Source organism: Bacillus sp. 03113, from assembly GCF_006546985.1.
Taxonomy (GTDB): Bacteria; Bacillota; Bacilli; order Bacillales; family Cytobacillaceae; genus VATK01.
In genome coordinates, this window is sequence record NZ_VATK01000015.1 from 26,372 (window position 1) to 42,811 (window position 16,440).

Annotated in this window: 12 protein-coding genes; all 12 read left to right on the forward strand. The window is 36.5% G+C overall.

Going from position 1 to position 16,440, the window contains the following annotated elements:
* The first annotated feature begins 18 nt into the window (after positions 1-18).
* The 12 genes from FDO66_RS14875 to pnp all read left to right on the forward strand — a co-directional run bounded on the left by FDO66_RS14875 (position 19) and on the right by pnp (position 16,381).
* Positions 19-1,722, forward strand: a complete 1,704-nt coding sequence (locus tag FDO66_RS14875) for a proline--tRNA ligase (RefSeq protein ID WP_141433450.1) — start codon at positions 19-21, stop codon at positions 1,720-1,722.
* A 217-nt stretch (positions 1,723-1,939) separates the two neighbouring features.
* Complete coding sequence (locus FDO66_RS14880) at positions 1,940-6,262, forward strand: PolC-type DNA polymerase III (protein WP_141433451.1); 4,323 nt, start codon at positions 1,940-1,942, stop codon at positions 6,260-6,262.
* Positions 6,263-6,587: 325 nt separating this feature from the next.
* The gene (gene rimP / locus FDO66_RS14885) at positions 6,588-7,058 is read left to right on the forward strand and encodes a ribosome maturation factor RimP (protein ID WP_141433452.1); all 471 of its coding nucleotides are present in this window, start codon (positions 6,588-6,590) and stop codon (positions 7,056-7,058) included.
* Positions 7,059-7,133: 75 nt separating this feature from the next.
* Positions 7,134-8,261 carry a transcription termination factor NusA gene (gene nusA, locus FDO66_RS14890; protein ID WP_141433453.1) on the forward strand — a complete coding sequence of 376 codons (1,128 nt, stop codon included), beginning with the start codon at positions 7,134-7,136 and terminating at the stop codon, positions 8,259-8,261.
* 15 nt (positions 8,262-8,276) lie between these two features.
* Positions 8,277-8,561, forward strand: coding sequence for an RNase P modulator RnpM (gene rnpM / locus FDO66_RS14895; protein ID WP_141433454.1), 285 nt, complete (start codon positions 8,277-8,279; stop codon positions 8,559-8,561).
* Complete coding sequence (locus FDO66_RS14900; protein WP_141433455.1) at positions 8,558-8,866, forward strand: YlxQ family RNA-binding protein; 309 nt, start codon at positions 8,558-8,560, stop codon at positions 8,864-8,866. Before rnpM ends, FDO66_RS14900 begins: the two co-directional genes overlap by 4 nt.
* Before the next feature lie 13 nt (positions 8,867-8,879).
* Positions 8,880-11,078 (forward strand): translation initiation factor IF-2, encoded by a 2,199-nt coding sequence (gene infB, locus FDO66_RS14905; RefSeq protein WP_141433456.1) that lies wholly within the window; start codon positions 8,880-8,882, stop codon positions 11,076-11,078.
* Positions 11,079-11,144: 66 nt separating this feature from the next.
* The gene (rbfA, locus tag FDO66_RS14910) at positions 11,145-11,507 is read left to right on the forward strand and encodes a 30S ribosome-binding factor RbfA (protein WP_141433457.1); all 363 of its coding nucleotides are present in this window, start codon (positions 11,145-11,147) and stop codon (positions 11,505-11,507) included.
* A gap of 220 nt (positions 11,508-11,727) precedes the next feature.
* Positions 11,728-12,639: a tRNA pseudouridine(55) synthase TruB gene (gene truB / locus FDO66_RS14915; protein ID WP_141433458.1), complete on the forward strand. Its 912-nt coding sequence runs from the start codon at positions 11,728-11,730 to the stop codon at positions 12,637-12,639.
* Between the two features lie 37 nt (positions 12,640-12,676).
* Positions 12,677-13,618 (forward strand): bifunctional riboflavin kinase/FAD synthetase, encoded by a 942-nt coding sequence (ribF, locus tag FDO66_RS14920; RefSeq protein WP_141433459.1) that lies wholly within the window; start codon positions 12,677-12,679, stop codon positions 13,616-13,618.
* A 134-nt stretch (positions 13,619-13,752) separates the two neighbouring features.
* Positions 13,753-14,022 (forward strand): 30S ribosomal protein S15, encoded by a 270-nt coding sequence (gene rpsO / locus FDO66_RS14925; protein WP_141433460.1) that lies wholly within the window; start codon positions 13,753-13,755, stop codon positions 14,020-14,022.
* A gap of 241 nt (positions 14,023-14,263) precedes the next feature.
* Positions 14,264-16,381, forward strand: coding sequence for a polyribonucleotide nucleotidyltransferase (gene pnp / locus FDO66_RS14930; RefSeq protein WP_141433461.1), 2,118 nt, complete (start codon positions 14,264-14,266; stop codon positions 16,379-16,381).
* The last annotated feature ends 59 nt before the right edge of the window (positions 16,382-16,440 follow it).

Genomic DNA, 16,440 nt, shown 5'->3' on the forward strand with positions numbered 1-16,440 from the left:
AACAGAGGTGCTAATTTTATGAAACAAAGTATGACACTGATTCCTACTCTGAGAGAAGTACCCGCAGATGCAGATGTAAAAAGTCATCAGTTACTATTAAGAGCTGGGTATATTCGTCAAAATGCTAGCGGTGTATATAGTTATTTACCACTAGCTAAAAAGGTATTACACAAAATTGAAACGATTATTCGAGAAGAGATGGATGTATCGGGAGCTGTTGAATTACTCATGCCTGTCCTTCAACAAGCTGAGCTTTGGCAGGAATCGGGTAGATGGTATACATATGGTCCTGAATTAATGAGGCTACAAGATCGTAACCAGCGAGAATTTGCATTAGGAGCAACACATGAGGAAGTCATTACAAGTATTATACGAGATGAAATTAAATCTTACAAACGACTGCCTCTATCCCTTTATCAGATTCAAGCGAAATTTAGAGACGAAAAACGTCCTCGATTTGGAATACTGCGCGGAAGAGAATTTGTTATGAAGGATGGTTATTCCTTTCATTCATCTCAAGAAAGCCTCGATGAGGTTTACGATAAAATTTATACCGCCTATTCAAATATCTTTAAAAGATGTGGTTTGAATTACCGAGCTGTAATTGCTGATTCAGGAGCAATGGGTGGAAAAGATACACATGAGTTTATGGTATTGTCTGAGGTAGGGGAAGATACAATTGCCTATTCAGATACGTCCAGCTATGCAGCAAATATTGAAATGGCACCTGTTATTACGAAATATGCAAAAAGTGATGAACCGTTTAAAGCTGTTGAAAAAGTTTTAACGAAGGACGTAAAAACGATCGACGAAGTGTCTGCTTATTTACAAACCAGTGCAGAGAAATGTATTAAATCGCTTTTATTCAAAGTAGATGATCAATATGTATTGGCATTGGTTCGAGGGGATCATGAAGTCAATGATATTAAGCTTAAAAACTTATTTGAAGCAAAAACAGTAGAATTAGCAGATCAAGAGGAAACAAAAGAAGTAATTGGTTGCCCAGTAGGGTCGATTGGACCTGTTCGTGTAAATAACGTTGTAATCGTTGCTGACAACGCAGTTCAATCAATTGTGAATGGAATTTGTGGTGCTAATGAGGATCATAACCATTTCATTAATGTAAATCCAGAGCGTGATTTTCAAGTTAGTTCCTATGCTGATATTCGATTTATTCAAGAGGGAGATCTTTCTCCGGATGGTGAGGGGATTATTCAATTTGCAAAAGGGATTGAAGTAGGACATATTTTTAAACTAGGTACAAGATACAGCGAAGCAATGAATGCTACGTACTTAGATGAAAATGGCAGATCAAAGCCTATTATTATGGGTTGTTATGGGATAGGAGTTTCAAGAACTCTAGCGGCGATCGTTGAACAATTTAATGATGAAAAAGGAATTGTTTGGCCATCGGATATTAGCCCATATGATCTACACATCATTCCAATTAATATGAAGGATGAAACGCAAAGAACGCTTGCGAACGAATTATATTCTTTATGTAAGAAAAATCGCTATGATGTCCTATTAGATGATCGTATTGAAAGACCAGGTGTGAAATTTGCTGATTCTGACTTGATTGGTTTGCCAATTCGTATTACAGTTGGGAAGAAAGCAGATGAAGGAATTATCGAACTTAAGGTGCGTAAAACAGGTGAAGTGAAGGAAATTCATCAAGATGAATTACTACAAACTCTAGCTGAACTTCTAACAGCAGAATAAACGATAGGAAAGAAAACGGACCCGTTCTTTTTGTAGGCGTCCGTTTTCTTTTATCCCGCATTAACGGGTCAGTAAAACCCCCACTGTTTGAAGCATCACTTACTGGGATATAACACATTGTATTTTGACCTAACTCAATAAGAACAAGTAGATATGTTATAATGGTGTTTGTTTTTATTTATAAAATAATTGAGTAAACATAAAAGGGGGGAGATCGATGAGCGATGCATCTGGCAAGCAGGAGCGATTCCAACTCTTACTCCAGCAAATACAGCTTACTGAAGATGCCGTAATGCCATATTTTCAACAAGCACAAATTGAAAAAGTTGTAGTTGAAAAGAAAACAAAAAAATGGCATTTTTATTTTCTTTTTAAGAGTATAATTCCTTGGAGTATTTATAGTCGCTTCTCAAATAAATTGGTGAGCTCTTTTTCTCATATAGCAAATGTTAGTTTTTCTATTCAGGTTATGGATACTAGCTATTCGGAACAGCTAGTAAAGGAATACTGGAATGTGTGTATACAAAAATTAGATGGGATATCCCCACCATTATTAAAGTTGTTAACAGAGCAAAGCCCTGCAGCTCAAGGACAAAGGCTAATCATTAATGTCCAAAATGATATGGAAAATATGGCGATTAAGCGCAAGTATGCTAATTTTATCATTGAAGCATATCAAAAATTTGGATTTCCAGCATTTACGATTGATACCGAAATTAACGATCTTTCTTCAAATAAAGAGTATGAGCAATTTTTACTTGCAAAACAACAAGAGGATATGGAAAGAGGAAAGCAGGCCTTTGAGGATATCCAAAAAACAGAACGAGAAAGAGAAGCAAGTGAAAAAGGAGAATCAGAAGGACCTCTAATTGTTGGGCTAACGATAAAAAACGATGTTGAACTAATTAAATTAGAAGATATTGTGGATGAAGAACGCCGAGTAGCCATTGAAGGATATGTATTTTTTGCAGAAACAAAGGAATTGCGCAGTGGCCGAACACTTTTAACCTTTAAGATTACCGATTATACAAGCTCCATTTTAGTAAAGATGTTTTCTCGCGATAAAGAGGATGCTGCACTTTTTGAAAGAGTTAAAAAAGGCATGTGGCTAAAGGTTCGAGGAAGTATTCAAAATGATACGTTTGTTCGTGATCTTGTTATGATTGGGAATGATCTTAATGAGATAAAGCCAATTGAGAGGAAGGATACCTCTCCAGATGGAGAAAAGCGTGTTGAGCTCCATTTGCACTCTCCAATGAGTCAAATGGATGCTGTCACCACGGTAAGTTCACTTGTTGCGCAAGCAAAAAAATGGGGGCATAAAGCCATTGCTTTAACTGATCATGCTGTTGCTCAGTCGTTTCCGGAGGCATTTGGTGCAGGGAAGAAAAACGGAATAAAAATATTATATGGGGTAGAGATTAATTTAGTCGATGATGGAGTTCCCATCACATACAATGATGCAGATCTTACACTTGAAGATGCTACATTTGTCGTCTTTGACGTGGAAACAACAGGACTTTCTGCTGTTTACGATACGATCATTGAACTGGCGGCTGTAAAAATCCAAAATGGAGAAATTATTGATAAATTTGAAGCGTTTGCTAATCCTCATCATCCTCTTTCAGCTACAACGATTAATCTAACAGGTATAACAGATGAAATGGTTGAAAATGCCCCTGATGTAGAAGTAGTGCTTAAAAGATTCCATAGCTGGTCATCAGATGCCGTTTTAGTTGCACATAATGCATCTTTTGATATGGGATTTTTAAATGTAGGTTATAAAAAAATTGGGCTTGGCAAGGCAACAAATCCAGTAATTGATACGTTAGAGTTAGGTCGATTTTTATACCCAGATATGAAGAATCATCGTCTTAATACGTTGTCAAAAAAGTTTGATATTGAGCTAACTCAACATCACCGAGCGATCTATGATGCAGAAGCAACCGGTTATTTACTTTTAAAAATGTTAAAGGACGCACATGAAAAAGGCATTAACAATCACAATCAGTTTAATGATCATATGGGGCAAGGTAAAGCCTATCAAAGAGCTCGTCCTTATCATTGTATATTGCTAGCGCAAACTGAATTAGGCTTAAAAAATTTATTTAAATTAATATCGATCTCTCATATTGAATATTTTTATCGTGTCCCAAGAATCCCAAGGTCCGTCTTGCAAAAGTTTCGAGAAGGTATCTTAGTAGGATCGGCTTGTGATAAGGGAGAAGTATTTGAAGGAATGATGCAAAAATCTCCAGAAGAAGTGGAAGAAATCGCCCAATTTTATGATTATCTCGAGGTACAACCGAAGGAAGTATACGCCCATTTACTTGAATTAGAACTAGTGAAAAATGAAAAAGCACTTGAAGAAATTATAAAAAACATCGTTCTTTTAGGGGAAAAACTAGATTTGCCGGTCGTTGCAACGGGTAACGTACATTACTTAAATCCAAACGATAAAATCTATCGAAAAATACTTATTAGTTCTCAAGGCGGAGCGAATCCTTTAAATCGTCACAAGCTGCCAGATGTCCATTTTCGTACAACAAATGAGATGCTAGATTCGTTCTCATTTTTAGAGAGCGACCTTGCAAAGAAAATCGTCATTGAAAATACGAATAAAATTGCAGATAAAATAGATGAAATTAAACCAATTAAAGATGATTTGTATACACCTAAGATTGAAGGTGCTGATGAAGAAATTCGAGAAATGAGCTATTCTATGGCACGAAGTATTTATGGAGATACATTGCCTGAAATTGTAGAAGCTCGGCTTGAAAAAGAATTAAAAAGTATTATTGGTCATGGCTTTGCCGTTATCTATCTTATTTCTCATAAACTCGTAAAAAAATCATTAGACGACGGCTATTTAGTTGGTTCTCGAGGATCGGTAGGCTCATCCTTCGTAGCAACAATGACAGAAATAACAGAGGTTAATCCTTTACCTCCTCATTATGTATGTCCGGTTTGTAAGCATTCTGAATTCTTTAATGATGGATCAGTAGGATCTGGATATGACCTTCCTGATAAGGAATGTCCTAACTGTGGAGAAAAATATAAGAAGGATGGCCATGATATCCCATTTGAAACATTCCTTGGGTTTAAAGGAGATAAGGTTCCAGATATCGATTTGAATTTTTCAGGGGAATATCAGCCAAGGGCCCATAACTATACAAAAGTATTGTTTGGTGAAGATAATGTGTATCGTGCTGGGACCATTGGTACGGTTGCTGATAAAACAGCTTACGGATATGTGAAAGCTTATCAACAGGATCATAATCTGCAAATACGAGGAGCGGAAATAGATCGATTAGCTTCTGGGTGTACAGGGGTAAAAAGAACAACCGGTCAGCATCCAGGTGGGATAATAGTTGTCCCAGACTACATGGATATTTATGATTTTTCACCGATACAGTTTCCAGCAGATGATCGAAATTCAGAATGGAAAACAACCCATTTCGACTTTCATTCCATTCATGATAATTTGCTGAAGCTTGATATACTTGGGCACGATGATCCGACTGTTATTCGTATGCTCCAGGATCTGAGTGGAGTTGATCCTAAAACGATACCAACTGACGACCCAGAAGTAATGAAAATTTTTAGCGGTACTGAATCACTTGGAGTAACAGAAGAACAAATTATGTGTAAAACTGGGACGTTAGGGATTCCTGAATTTGGAACACGATTTGTTCGACAAATGCTCGAGAGTACTAAACCTACGACTTTTTCTGAGCTTGTACAAATTTCAGGACTTTCCCATGGAACAGATGTATGGCTTGGAAATGCACAAGAGTTAATACATGATAACATTTGTACCTTAAGCGAAGTAATCGGCTGCCGGGATGATATTATGGTTTATTTAATTTATCAAGGCTTGGATCCAGCTTTTGCTTTTAAAATTATGGAGTCTGTACGTAAAGGAAAAGGGTTAACAGATGACATGGAAGTAGAAATGAGAAAAAATGAAGTCCCTGAATGGTATATTGACTCATGTAAAAAAATTAAATACATGTTCCCTAAGGCGCATGCGACTGCATATGTTTTGATGGCTGTTCGAATTGCTTATTTTAAAGTGCATCATCCACTATTGTACTATGCAGCATACTTTACTGTACGTGCTGAAGATTTTGATATAGAAGCTATGCACAGAGGCTCTCAAAGCATCCGCTCCAAGATTGATGAAATTAATGTTAAAGGGCTTGAAGCATCACCAAAAGAAAAAAACCTATTAACTGTATTAGAACTAGCACTTGAAATGGTAGAAAGAGGGTATTCCTTTAAAAAAGTGGATCTATATCGATCAAGCGCGAATGAATTTATTATTGATGATCATTCATTAATTCCTCCTTTCAACTCGATTCCTGGTTTAGGAACAAATGCCGCTTTCAATATAGTCAATGCTAGAAAAGAAAGAGAATTTTTGTCTAAAGAAGATTTACAACAGAGAGGAAAAGTTTCAAAAACAATCATTGAATATTTGACCAATCATGGCTGCTTAGAAGCATTGCCAGATCAAAATCAGCTTTCATTATTTTAGTAAATAGAAAATCCTTTGATCGATATCTATTCTTCCAATAGGAAATGGATGATTGGAACTTTTAAATCCGTGTATCATCTACTTTAATTTGCATATTAGAAGGGGTTATGATATAGTTTTATTGGAAATACTAACATAACTCTCGTAACCAAGAGTGGGGCAACCCACTCTTTCTCTTGTTGTGTAGATAAATTATTAAAGATGGGATGGATAAGCGGGCTATTTTGTTAAGCCTTTGAGCTTTCTCAACTTATCCTTATATAAAAAATGTTCTAAAACTCGTTCTATCTTTTCAATAGATGGCTGGTGTAAAGGAGGGATTGTCATGAGTAAAGTGGTTGAAACCGTTGAGCAATTAGTGCTTCCAATATTAGATGAAATGCAGCTAGAACTTGTTGATATTGAGTATGTAAAAGAAGGAAGAGAATGGTTTTTAAGAGTTTTTATTGATAAAGACAATGGAGTAGATATTGAAGATTGCGGAATAGTAAGCGAGAAGCTTAGCGGGAAACTTGATGAACTAGATCCAATTTCGCATAACTATTTCCTTGAAGTATCTTCACCTGGTGCTGAAAGGCCGCTTAAAAAAAGCAAGGATTTTGAAAAAGCAATTGGAAAAAACGTTTTTATTAAAACTTTCGAGCCATTAGACGGTGAAAAATCCTTTGAAGGAATTCTTACTCAATTTGATGGGCAGTTTGTTTCAATCGAAGTAAAAATAAAAACAAGAAAGAAAAATGTAGAGATTCCGTATGAAAAGATTGCCAACGCTCGATTAGCAGTTACTTTTTCATAATGGTCATACGTGATAGCGATTAGCTACATGGTCAACGATTTTAATTGAAAGGGATTAGAAGGGGGATAAAATCTCATGAGCAGTGAATTATTAGATGCTCTTGTCTTACTAGAAAAAGAAAAAGGAATATCACGTGAAGTGATCATTGATGCGATAGAAGCTGCACTTATCTCGGCTTATCGACGTAACTTCAACCAAGCTCAAAACGTTCGTATCGATTTAAATTTAGGAGCAGGTACGATGCGGGTATTTGCTCGAAAAGAAGTCGTTGATGAGGTGTTTGATCCTCGACTTGAAATTTCGTTAGAGGATGCAAAAAACATTAATCCTAACTATCAGTTCGAAGATGTAGTTGAACTTGAGGTAACACCTAAGAATTTTGGCAGAATTGCCGCACAAACAGCAAAACAAGTTGTTACTCAAAGAGTTCGTGAAGCAGAAAGAGGCATCATTTATTCCGAATTTATTGACAGAGAAGAAGACATCATGACGGGGATTGTTCAGAGACAAGATTCAAAATTCATTTATGTTAGTTTAGGGAAAATTGAAGCTATTTTGCCTGCTAACGAACAAATGCCGAATGAGCAATATAGACCTCATGATCGAATCAAAGTATTTCTGACAAAGGTAGAAAAAACAACTAAAGGTCCTCAAATTTTTGTTTCAAGAACACACCCAGGGCTGTTAAAAAGATTATTTGAAATGGAAGTTCCTGAAATCTATGATGGAACAGTTGAAATTAAATCTGTTGCTAGAGAAGCTGGAGACCGTTCCAAAATTTCCGTGTATTCCGATAATCAAGAAGTAGATCCTGTTGGTTCATGTGTTGGGCCAAAAGGGACGCGAGTTCAAGCGGTTGTAAATGAACTTAAAGGAGAAAAAATTGATATTGTAAAATGGTCACAGGACCCTGTTGTGTTTGTTGCTAATGCTCTCAGTCCTTCGAAAGTATTAGATGTTATTGTTAATGAAGAGGAAAAAGCGACAACTGTAGTTGTTCCTGATTATCAGCTTTCTCTTGCAATTGGTAAGCGTGGTCAAAATGCAAGACTTGCAGCAAAACTAACTGGATGGAAAATCGATATCAAATCAGAGTCTGAGGCTCGAGAAATAGGGATTTTCCCACGAGAAGAACAGCTTTTAACTTTTGACCATGATGACGAAAATGAAGATGACTTTGAGTTACATGAAGATTTAGAATAAAAGAGGTGAATGATCGTGAACCGACAAAAAAAGGTTCCAATGCGCAGATGTATTGCAACGGGTGAAATGAAACCAAAAAAAGAACTCGTTCGCATCGTTCGCTCTAAAGAAGGAGAAGTTTCTGTCGATTTAACAGGGAAAAAATCGGGACGTGGAGCCTATCTTTCACGTGAAAAAGAAGCGGTATTATTAGCAAAGAAAAAAAATATTCTATCCAATCAACTTCAAGTACAAATAGAAGATTCTATTTATGAAGAACTGTTTGAACTGATAGAGAAAGAGAAAAGGCAGTCCAAATGAGATCAAATCAATGGATGTCATTTCTTGGTCTAGCCAATCGAGCACGAAAAATTATTTCAGGTGAAGAGCTTGTTGTTAAAGCTATTCAAAACGGAAAAGCAAAGTTAATCATTTTATCAAAAGATGCATCCACTAATACAGCAAAGAAAATAACAGATAAGTGCAAGTTCTATAATGTTCCAATCCAATATGTTGAGAATCGACATATACTCGGCAAGTCGATAGGAAAGGAAGCACGAGTTGTGGTTGCTATTTTGGAAGAAGGCTTTGCAAAAAAACTGTTAACGCTGCTCGAGGAATTCTAGCGGGGGTGAAAGAATGAGTAAAATACGGGTTTATGAATATGCAAAGAAACAAAACATATCTAGCAAAAATATTATTGATAAACTAAAAGAATTAAATATTGAAGTAACAAACCATATGACAACTTTAGAAGAGGAAACCATTAAAAAATTGGATGGCTTGTTCGCAAAGCAACAGCAAGAACAAAATAATCAAAAAAAAATACAACGACCTGTCAGTGTAAGTTCGAAGGCAAGTCAATATGAGGATGATGAATCTACTGTGATTCCAAATAAGGGGAAAAACAAACCAGCTGCTACAAAAACAAGAGATGGAAAAAAATCTTCTCAAGAAGTTCAAAATAAAGAAAGTAAAGTGTTAACAAAAGGGAAAAATGGAAATAAGAATAATAAATCAAAAAATTTCGCTTCAAAAGGGAAACAGCAGCAACCTGTTCACCAAGTTAGAAAAGAGAAAGAACTACCTTCTAAAATAACGTTTAGTGAATCATTGACCGTTGCGGAGCTTGCTAAGAAGCTTCATAAAGAGCCTTCAGAAATCATCAAAAAGCTCTTTATGCTTGGTGTAATGGCAACGATTAACCAATCGCTAGAAAAAGAAGCGATTGAACTAATTGCTTCTGATTATGGGGTAGAAGTTGAAGAAGAAATCAAAATTGACGTTACTGATTTAGAAAATTATTTTACCATTGATGAGGATGCGCAATTAGTAGAACGACCTTCCATTGTTACCATCATGGGCCATGTTGACCATGGGAAAACAACTTTGTTAGATTCTATTCGACATACAAAAGTTACCGCTGGTGAAGCTGGAGGGATCACCCAGCATATCGGTGCGTATCAAGTACAAGAAAACGGAAAGAAAATAACATTTTTAGATACTCCAGGGCATGCTGCTTTTACAACAATGCGTGCACGGGGTGCTAAAATTACTGATATTACGATATTAGTCGTTGCAGCGGATGATGGGGTAATGCCTCAAACAATTGAAGCCATTAACCATGCAAAAGCAGCTGAAGTTCCGATAATTGTTGCTGTTAATAAAATGGATAAACTAGCAGCTAATCCGGATCGCGTGATGCAAGAATTAACCGATCATGGTCTTGTACCAGAGGCATGGGGTGGAGAAACAATATTCGTCCCTATTTCTGCACTAACTGGAGAAGGCATTGATTCGTTGCTTGAAATGATTCTACTAGTAGGTGAGGTAGAAGAATATAAAGCAAATCCAACGCGAAATGCGGTTGGAACAGTTATTGAAGCAAAATTAGATAAAGGAAGAGGCTCTGTTGCTACGCTTTTAGTACAAAACGGAACCTTAAAAATTGGTGATCCAATCGTAGTAGGAAGCACATTCGGGCGTGTACGTGCGATGGTAAATGATGTTGGCCGACGTGTGAAAGAAGCTGGTCCATCGACTCCTGTAGAAATCACAGGTTTAAATGAAGTACCATTAGCTGGAGATCGCTTCGTTGTCTTTAACGATGAAAAGACAGCTCGCCAAGTTGGTGAATCTAGGGCTTCTCAAGCACTACAGGCACAGCGTACAGAAAAAACAAAAATTAGCTTGGACAACTTGTTTGAACACATGAAACAAGGTGAAATGAAGGATCTTAACATCATCATTAAGGCAGATGTACAAGGTTCTGTTGAAGCATTAGCAGCAGCTTTACAGAAAATTGATGTTGAAGGTGTTAATGTAAAGATTATCCACACAGGTGTAGGGGCAATAAACGAATCTGACATCACGTTAGCTTCTGCTTCTAATGCTATTGTTATAGGATTTAATGTTCGTCCTGATAATAATGCAAAACGTGCTGCTGATACTGAAGAAGTAGATATTCGTTTGCATCGAATTATTTATAAAGCGATTGAGGAAATTGAAGCTGCGATGAAAGGGATGCTTGATCCAGAATTTGCAGAGAAAATTATTGGGCAAGCAGAAGTTAGACAAACCTTTAAAGTATCGAAGATTGGTACCATTGCTGGTTCATATGTGACAGATGGAAAGCTTACTAGGGATAGCGGCATTCGTCTTATTCGTAATGGAGTCGTTATTTTTGAAGGAGAAATTGACGCATTAAAACGTTTTAAAGATGATGCGAAAGAAGTTAATCAAGGGTATGAATGTGGAATTACTATCAAAAACTACAATGATGTTAAAGAAGGCGATGTCATTGAAGCGTATATTATGGAAGAAGTAGAACGCGCATAATCGCTTCAATTTTCTTTAAAATACCTCTTGTGACAACTAGTGGCATTTATGAATGAGGTGAATACCATGAGCCATCGGGCAAACCGTATTGGAGAACAAATGAAAAAAGAGCTTGGAGAGATTATTGGGCGGAAAATAAAAGATCCGCGTATTGGATTTGTTACCGTTACCGACGTTCAATTAACAGGAGATCTTCAACAAGCAACTGTGTATATTTCTGTTTTAGGTGATGAGCTGCAGAGAGAAAACACATTAAAAGGTTTAGCTAAGGCAAAAGGATTTATACGCTCAGAGATTGGGCAGAGAATTCGTTTGCGAAAAACACCAGAGATTATTTTTGAGTTTGATGAGTCGATTGATTATGGAAATAGAATTGATCTTCTCTTGCATCAAATACATGAAGACGATAAAGCTAAAGAAGATAAATAAAGTGTAGAAAATGACCTTTCCATTTATAGAGGGTGACTCAGGATAAAGTGCTAAATATCCCAGATCAATATAGTCTTAAAGAATGAACGTGACTATATCTTGCAAGAGGATGTTCGGCACACTTGAGACACTCTCTATTTTTATCCCGCATTAACGAAAGTAAAGACTTACACCGATGAAAGTTTCGCTTTATAAAGAAGCTATAAAGGAGTAATTAAAGATGGAAGGAATATTACCATTATTTAAACCAAAGGGTATGACATCACATGATTGTGTATTCAAATTACGAAAAATACTGAAAACAAGGAAAATAGGACATACAGGCACCCTAGATCCTGATGTTACAGGGGTATTACCTATTTGTATTGGAAGAGCAACAAAAGTTGCTGAATATATTACAGATGCTGGAAAATCTTATGAAGCAGAAGTTACAATTGGTTTTTCTACTACGACTGAAGATGCAACTGGTGAGTTGGTAGAGGAAAAAAGGATTGAAAGACCGATTAAAAGGAAAGAAATTTTGGATGTATTGAATCGTCTAACAGGTACAATTCAACAAACTCCCCCAATGTATTCTGCTGTAAAAGTAAAAGGAAAAAGACTATATGAGTACGCGAGGCAAGGCATCGTCGTTGATAGGCCGACACGAGAGGTTCAAATTTATTCAATGGAATTGATGGATGAGGAAGAGTTATTTTCCGGTGATCAAATTCGTTTCCATATACGTGTCTCCTGCAGTAAAGGAACATATATTAGAACGTTAGCTGTCATGATTGGAGAAGAATTTGGGTATCCTGCCCATATGTCAAAATTAATACGTACAAAATCCGCATCCATTACATTAAAAGACTGTTTTACATTTGAAGAGATAGAGAATACAATGAGAGAAGATAAAATTCAGGATATTTTATATCCAATTGAAATGGCACTTTCTCATTTGCCGAAATATGAATTAAATGATACATTAGCAGAGAAAGTGAAAAACGGAGCCGTCTTACCAGCACCCGCTTTTTGCGAAAATATAGACGGTCCAATAAATATGATGACACATGGCATGACAATTGCACTCTATATTAAGCATCCCCAAAAGCAAGGGTTGATTAAGCCAGTAAAAGTGCTGCGAAATGAGTAATTGATTAATTTGAATGCTAGAAAAGGTGAGTTAGGTAGTGGAAGTTTTTAAAATCGGACACCCCCATCAATTAAATAGAAGTAAACTGCTTCCAATGGCTATGGGACTTGGTTATTTTGATGGGATTCACATTGGCCATCAGCAAGTAATCCATGAAACAAAGAAAATAGCAAAAGAAAAAGGGCTTAAAAGTGCAGTTATGACATTTGACCCTCATCCTTCTGTAGTCCTTAGAAAATCTATTCAGCATGTTGAATATATTACCCCACTTGAAGATAAAATAACATTAATTTCAGACTTAGAGATTGACTATTTATTTGTTGTCCATTTTACTAATGATTTTTCTCAGCTTTTGCCTCAAGAATTTATTGATGAATTTATCATCGGTTTAAATGTACATCATGTGATAGCTGGTTTTGATTATACTTATGGAAGACTTGGAAAAGGGACAATGGAAACATTAAAATTTCATTCTCGAAGCCAATTTGACTATACAATTGTACCTGAGCTGCAAATGAATGGTCATAAGGTTAGCTCAACTCATATCCGTTCACTAATCAAAGAAGGAAAAACAGAGCAATTAAAGCCATTTTTGGGACGTTTTTATCAGACGAGCGGGGAAGTTATTCATGGGGATAAAAGAGGTAGAACACTTGGTTTTCCAACAGCAAACATTGATACTGTTAAAGAGTATTTATTTCCTCCTCTAGGTGTCTATGCAGTAAGAATATTCATTGATGGAAATTGGCATAACGGAGTTTGTAATATAGGGAAAAAACCAACTTTTTATGATGCGACGAAAAGAAAACCATCTGTAGAAGTACATATTTTTGATTTTAATAGAGAGATTTATGGTCAGTATGTCAAGATTGAATGGCATATTCGCATACGAAGTGAAGTGAAATTTGCAGGTATTCAGGAACTTATTTCCCAAATTGAGAAGGATAAGCAAAATGCACTTGTTTACTTTAAAAAATAGTAGAGTTAAGCTTGCTTTTTGTGAAAAAAAGTTGTATTCTTATTATCGTACTAAAAATGAACCTTTGCTTGGCAAGTCGAATCACCGACGCTTGCTCAGTAACAGGCGATTAGAAAATTAGGAGGTGAACCAGGATGGCAATAACTCAAGAGCGTAAAAATGAATTAATTAATGAGTATAAAACTCATGAAAACGATACTGGATCTCCAGAGGTCCAAATCGCTGTCCTTACGGAATCTATTAACAACTTGAACGATCACTTACGTACACATAAGAAAGATCATCATTCTCGTCGCGGTCTTTTGAAAATGGTTGGTAAACGTCGTAATCTTTTGACTTACCTTCGTAACAAAGATGTTCAACGTTATAGAGAGTTAATTAACAAACTTGGCTTACGTCGATAATCAAAAGCGGGATATTTTTCCCGCTTTTTTATTGTACAAAATAAAGAGTACATAATATGGTTATCATTCATCCTGAATCATACATAATAAAAGTTCTTTGTTTTGAAGTTCGTTAATAAGTGTATACTATGAGTACTTATTCATCTATATGATTTCATATAAAATAAATGGTTTGTGTAGTGTCGGTCATACTTTATTACCAAACCTCCAAAGTGAATAAAGCAAGAGAGGGGTTTACTATATGGGACAAGATAAGCATGTCTATACGATAGAATGGGCTGGACGTGAGTTGACTGTCGAAATCGGTCAATTAGCGAAACAAGCAAATGGAGCCGTGCTTGTACGATACGGAGATACAGCTGTTTTAAGTACAGCAACTGCATCAAAAGAACCAAAGAATTTAGATTTTTTTCCTTTAACAGTTAATTACGAAGAACGCTTATACGCAGTTGGGAAAATACCAGGCGGCTTTATTAAAAGAGAGGGTAGACCGAGTGAAAGAGCGATTCTTGCAAGTAGGCTTATTGATCGCCCAATTAGACCATTATTTGCAGATGGCTTCAGAAATGAAGTCCAAGTCGTTAGCATGGTAATGAGTGTTGATCAAGATTGTTCAACTGAAATGGCTGCCATGTTTGGATCTTCTTTAGCTCTTTCAGTATCTGATATTCCATTTGACGGACCAATAGCAGGAGTTCATGTTGGTCGAGTAGATGGTGAATTTATCATTAATCCAACGGTTGAACAAATGGATAAAAGCGATATTAATCTAGTTGTTGCTGGAACTAAAGATGCTATAAACATGGTTGAAGCTGGGGCAGATGAAGTACCTGAAGAGACCATGCTCTATGCCATTATGTTTGGACATGAAGAAATTAAACGCTTGATTTCTTTCCAAGAATCAATTGCAGAAGAAATCGGCAAAGAAAAAATGGAAGTTTCTTTATACGAATTGGACAAGAATCTAGAAGCTGAAATTCGTGATTTTTGTGAAAAGGATATGATAGAAGCAATCCAGGTTCAAGAAAAACATGCGAGAGAAGCTGCGATTAGTGCAGTCAAAGCTTCAGTACTTGAGAAGTATGAGGCTGAAGAAAAAGCAGAAGATGAATTAAAGCAAATTAAGCAAATTCTTGATAAAATTGTAAAAGGTGAAGTTCGCCGTTTAATTACGGAAGAAAAAGTTCGTCCTGATGGCCGTGGAATTGCAGAGATCCGTCCTCTTTCTTCTGAAGTTGGAATGTTGCCAAGAACACATGGATCTGGGTTATTTACTCGCGGTCAAACACAAGCACTAAGTGTTTGTACATTAGGTGCTCTTGGAGATGTACAAATTTTAGATGGTTTAGGAATAGAAGAAGAAAAACGATTTATGCACCATTATAACTTCCCTAATTTTAGCGTAGGGGAAACTGGCCCAATGAGAGGACCGGGTCGTCGTGAAATAGGTCACGGTGCTCTTGGGGAACGTGCACTAGAACCTGTGATTCCTTCTGAAAAAGACTTTCCTTATACAGTTCGACTTGTTTCTGAAGTATTAGAATCAAACGGGTCGACTTCACAGGCAAGTATTTGTGCGAGCACACTTGCGATGATGGATGCTGGTGTACCGATTAAAGCCCCAGTTGCTGGAATTGCAATGGGACTTGTCAAATCAGGAGATTTTTATTCGATTCTTACGGATATTCAAGGAATGGAAGATCATCTTGGTGACATGGACTTTAAGGTTGCCGGTACAGCTAAAGGTGTTACAGCACTACAAATGGATATCAAAATTGAAGGCTTATCCCGTGAAATACTTGAAGAAGCTCTTGAACAAGCAAAAATAGGAAGAATGCAAATCTTAAATTCAATGCTTAGTACGATTTCACAACCAAGAGAAGAACTGTCTGCATACGCTCCAAAAATATTGACGATGACAATCAATCCTGATAAAATTCGTGACGTAATTGGACCAAGCGGTAAACAGATTAACAAAATTATCGAAGAAACTGGTGTTAAAATCGATATTGAACAAGATGGTACAGTATTCATCTCTTCAACTAATGAGAAAATGAATGCAAAAGCAAAGCAAATTATTGAAGATATTGTGCGTGAAGTTGCAGTTGGTCAAATGTACCTTGGAAAAGTGAAGAGAATAGAAAAGTTCGGTGCATTTGTTGAAATTTTCAACGGCAAAGACGGTCTTGTTCATATTTCTGAGCTTGCTGAAGAACGTGTTGGAAAAGTAGAAGATGTTGTTTCCATTGGAGATGAATTACTTGTAAAAGTAATGGAAATTGACAAGCAAGGAAGAGTAAACTTATCCAGAAAAGCGGTTATTCGTGAAGAACGCGAAAAGAGCGAAAAAGGTAATTAATTTTATTAGTATGATATCAAGTAATATGTAATGTTCAGAAACAAATCAAGCTTTCATTC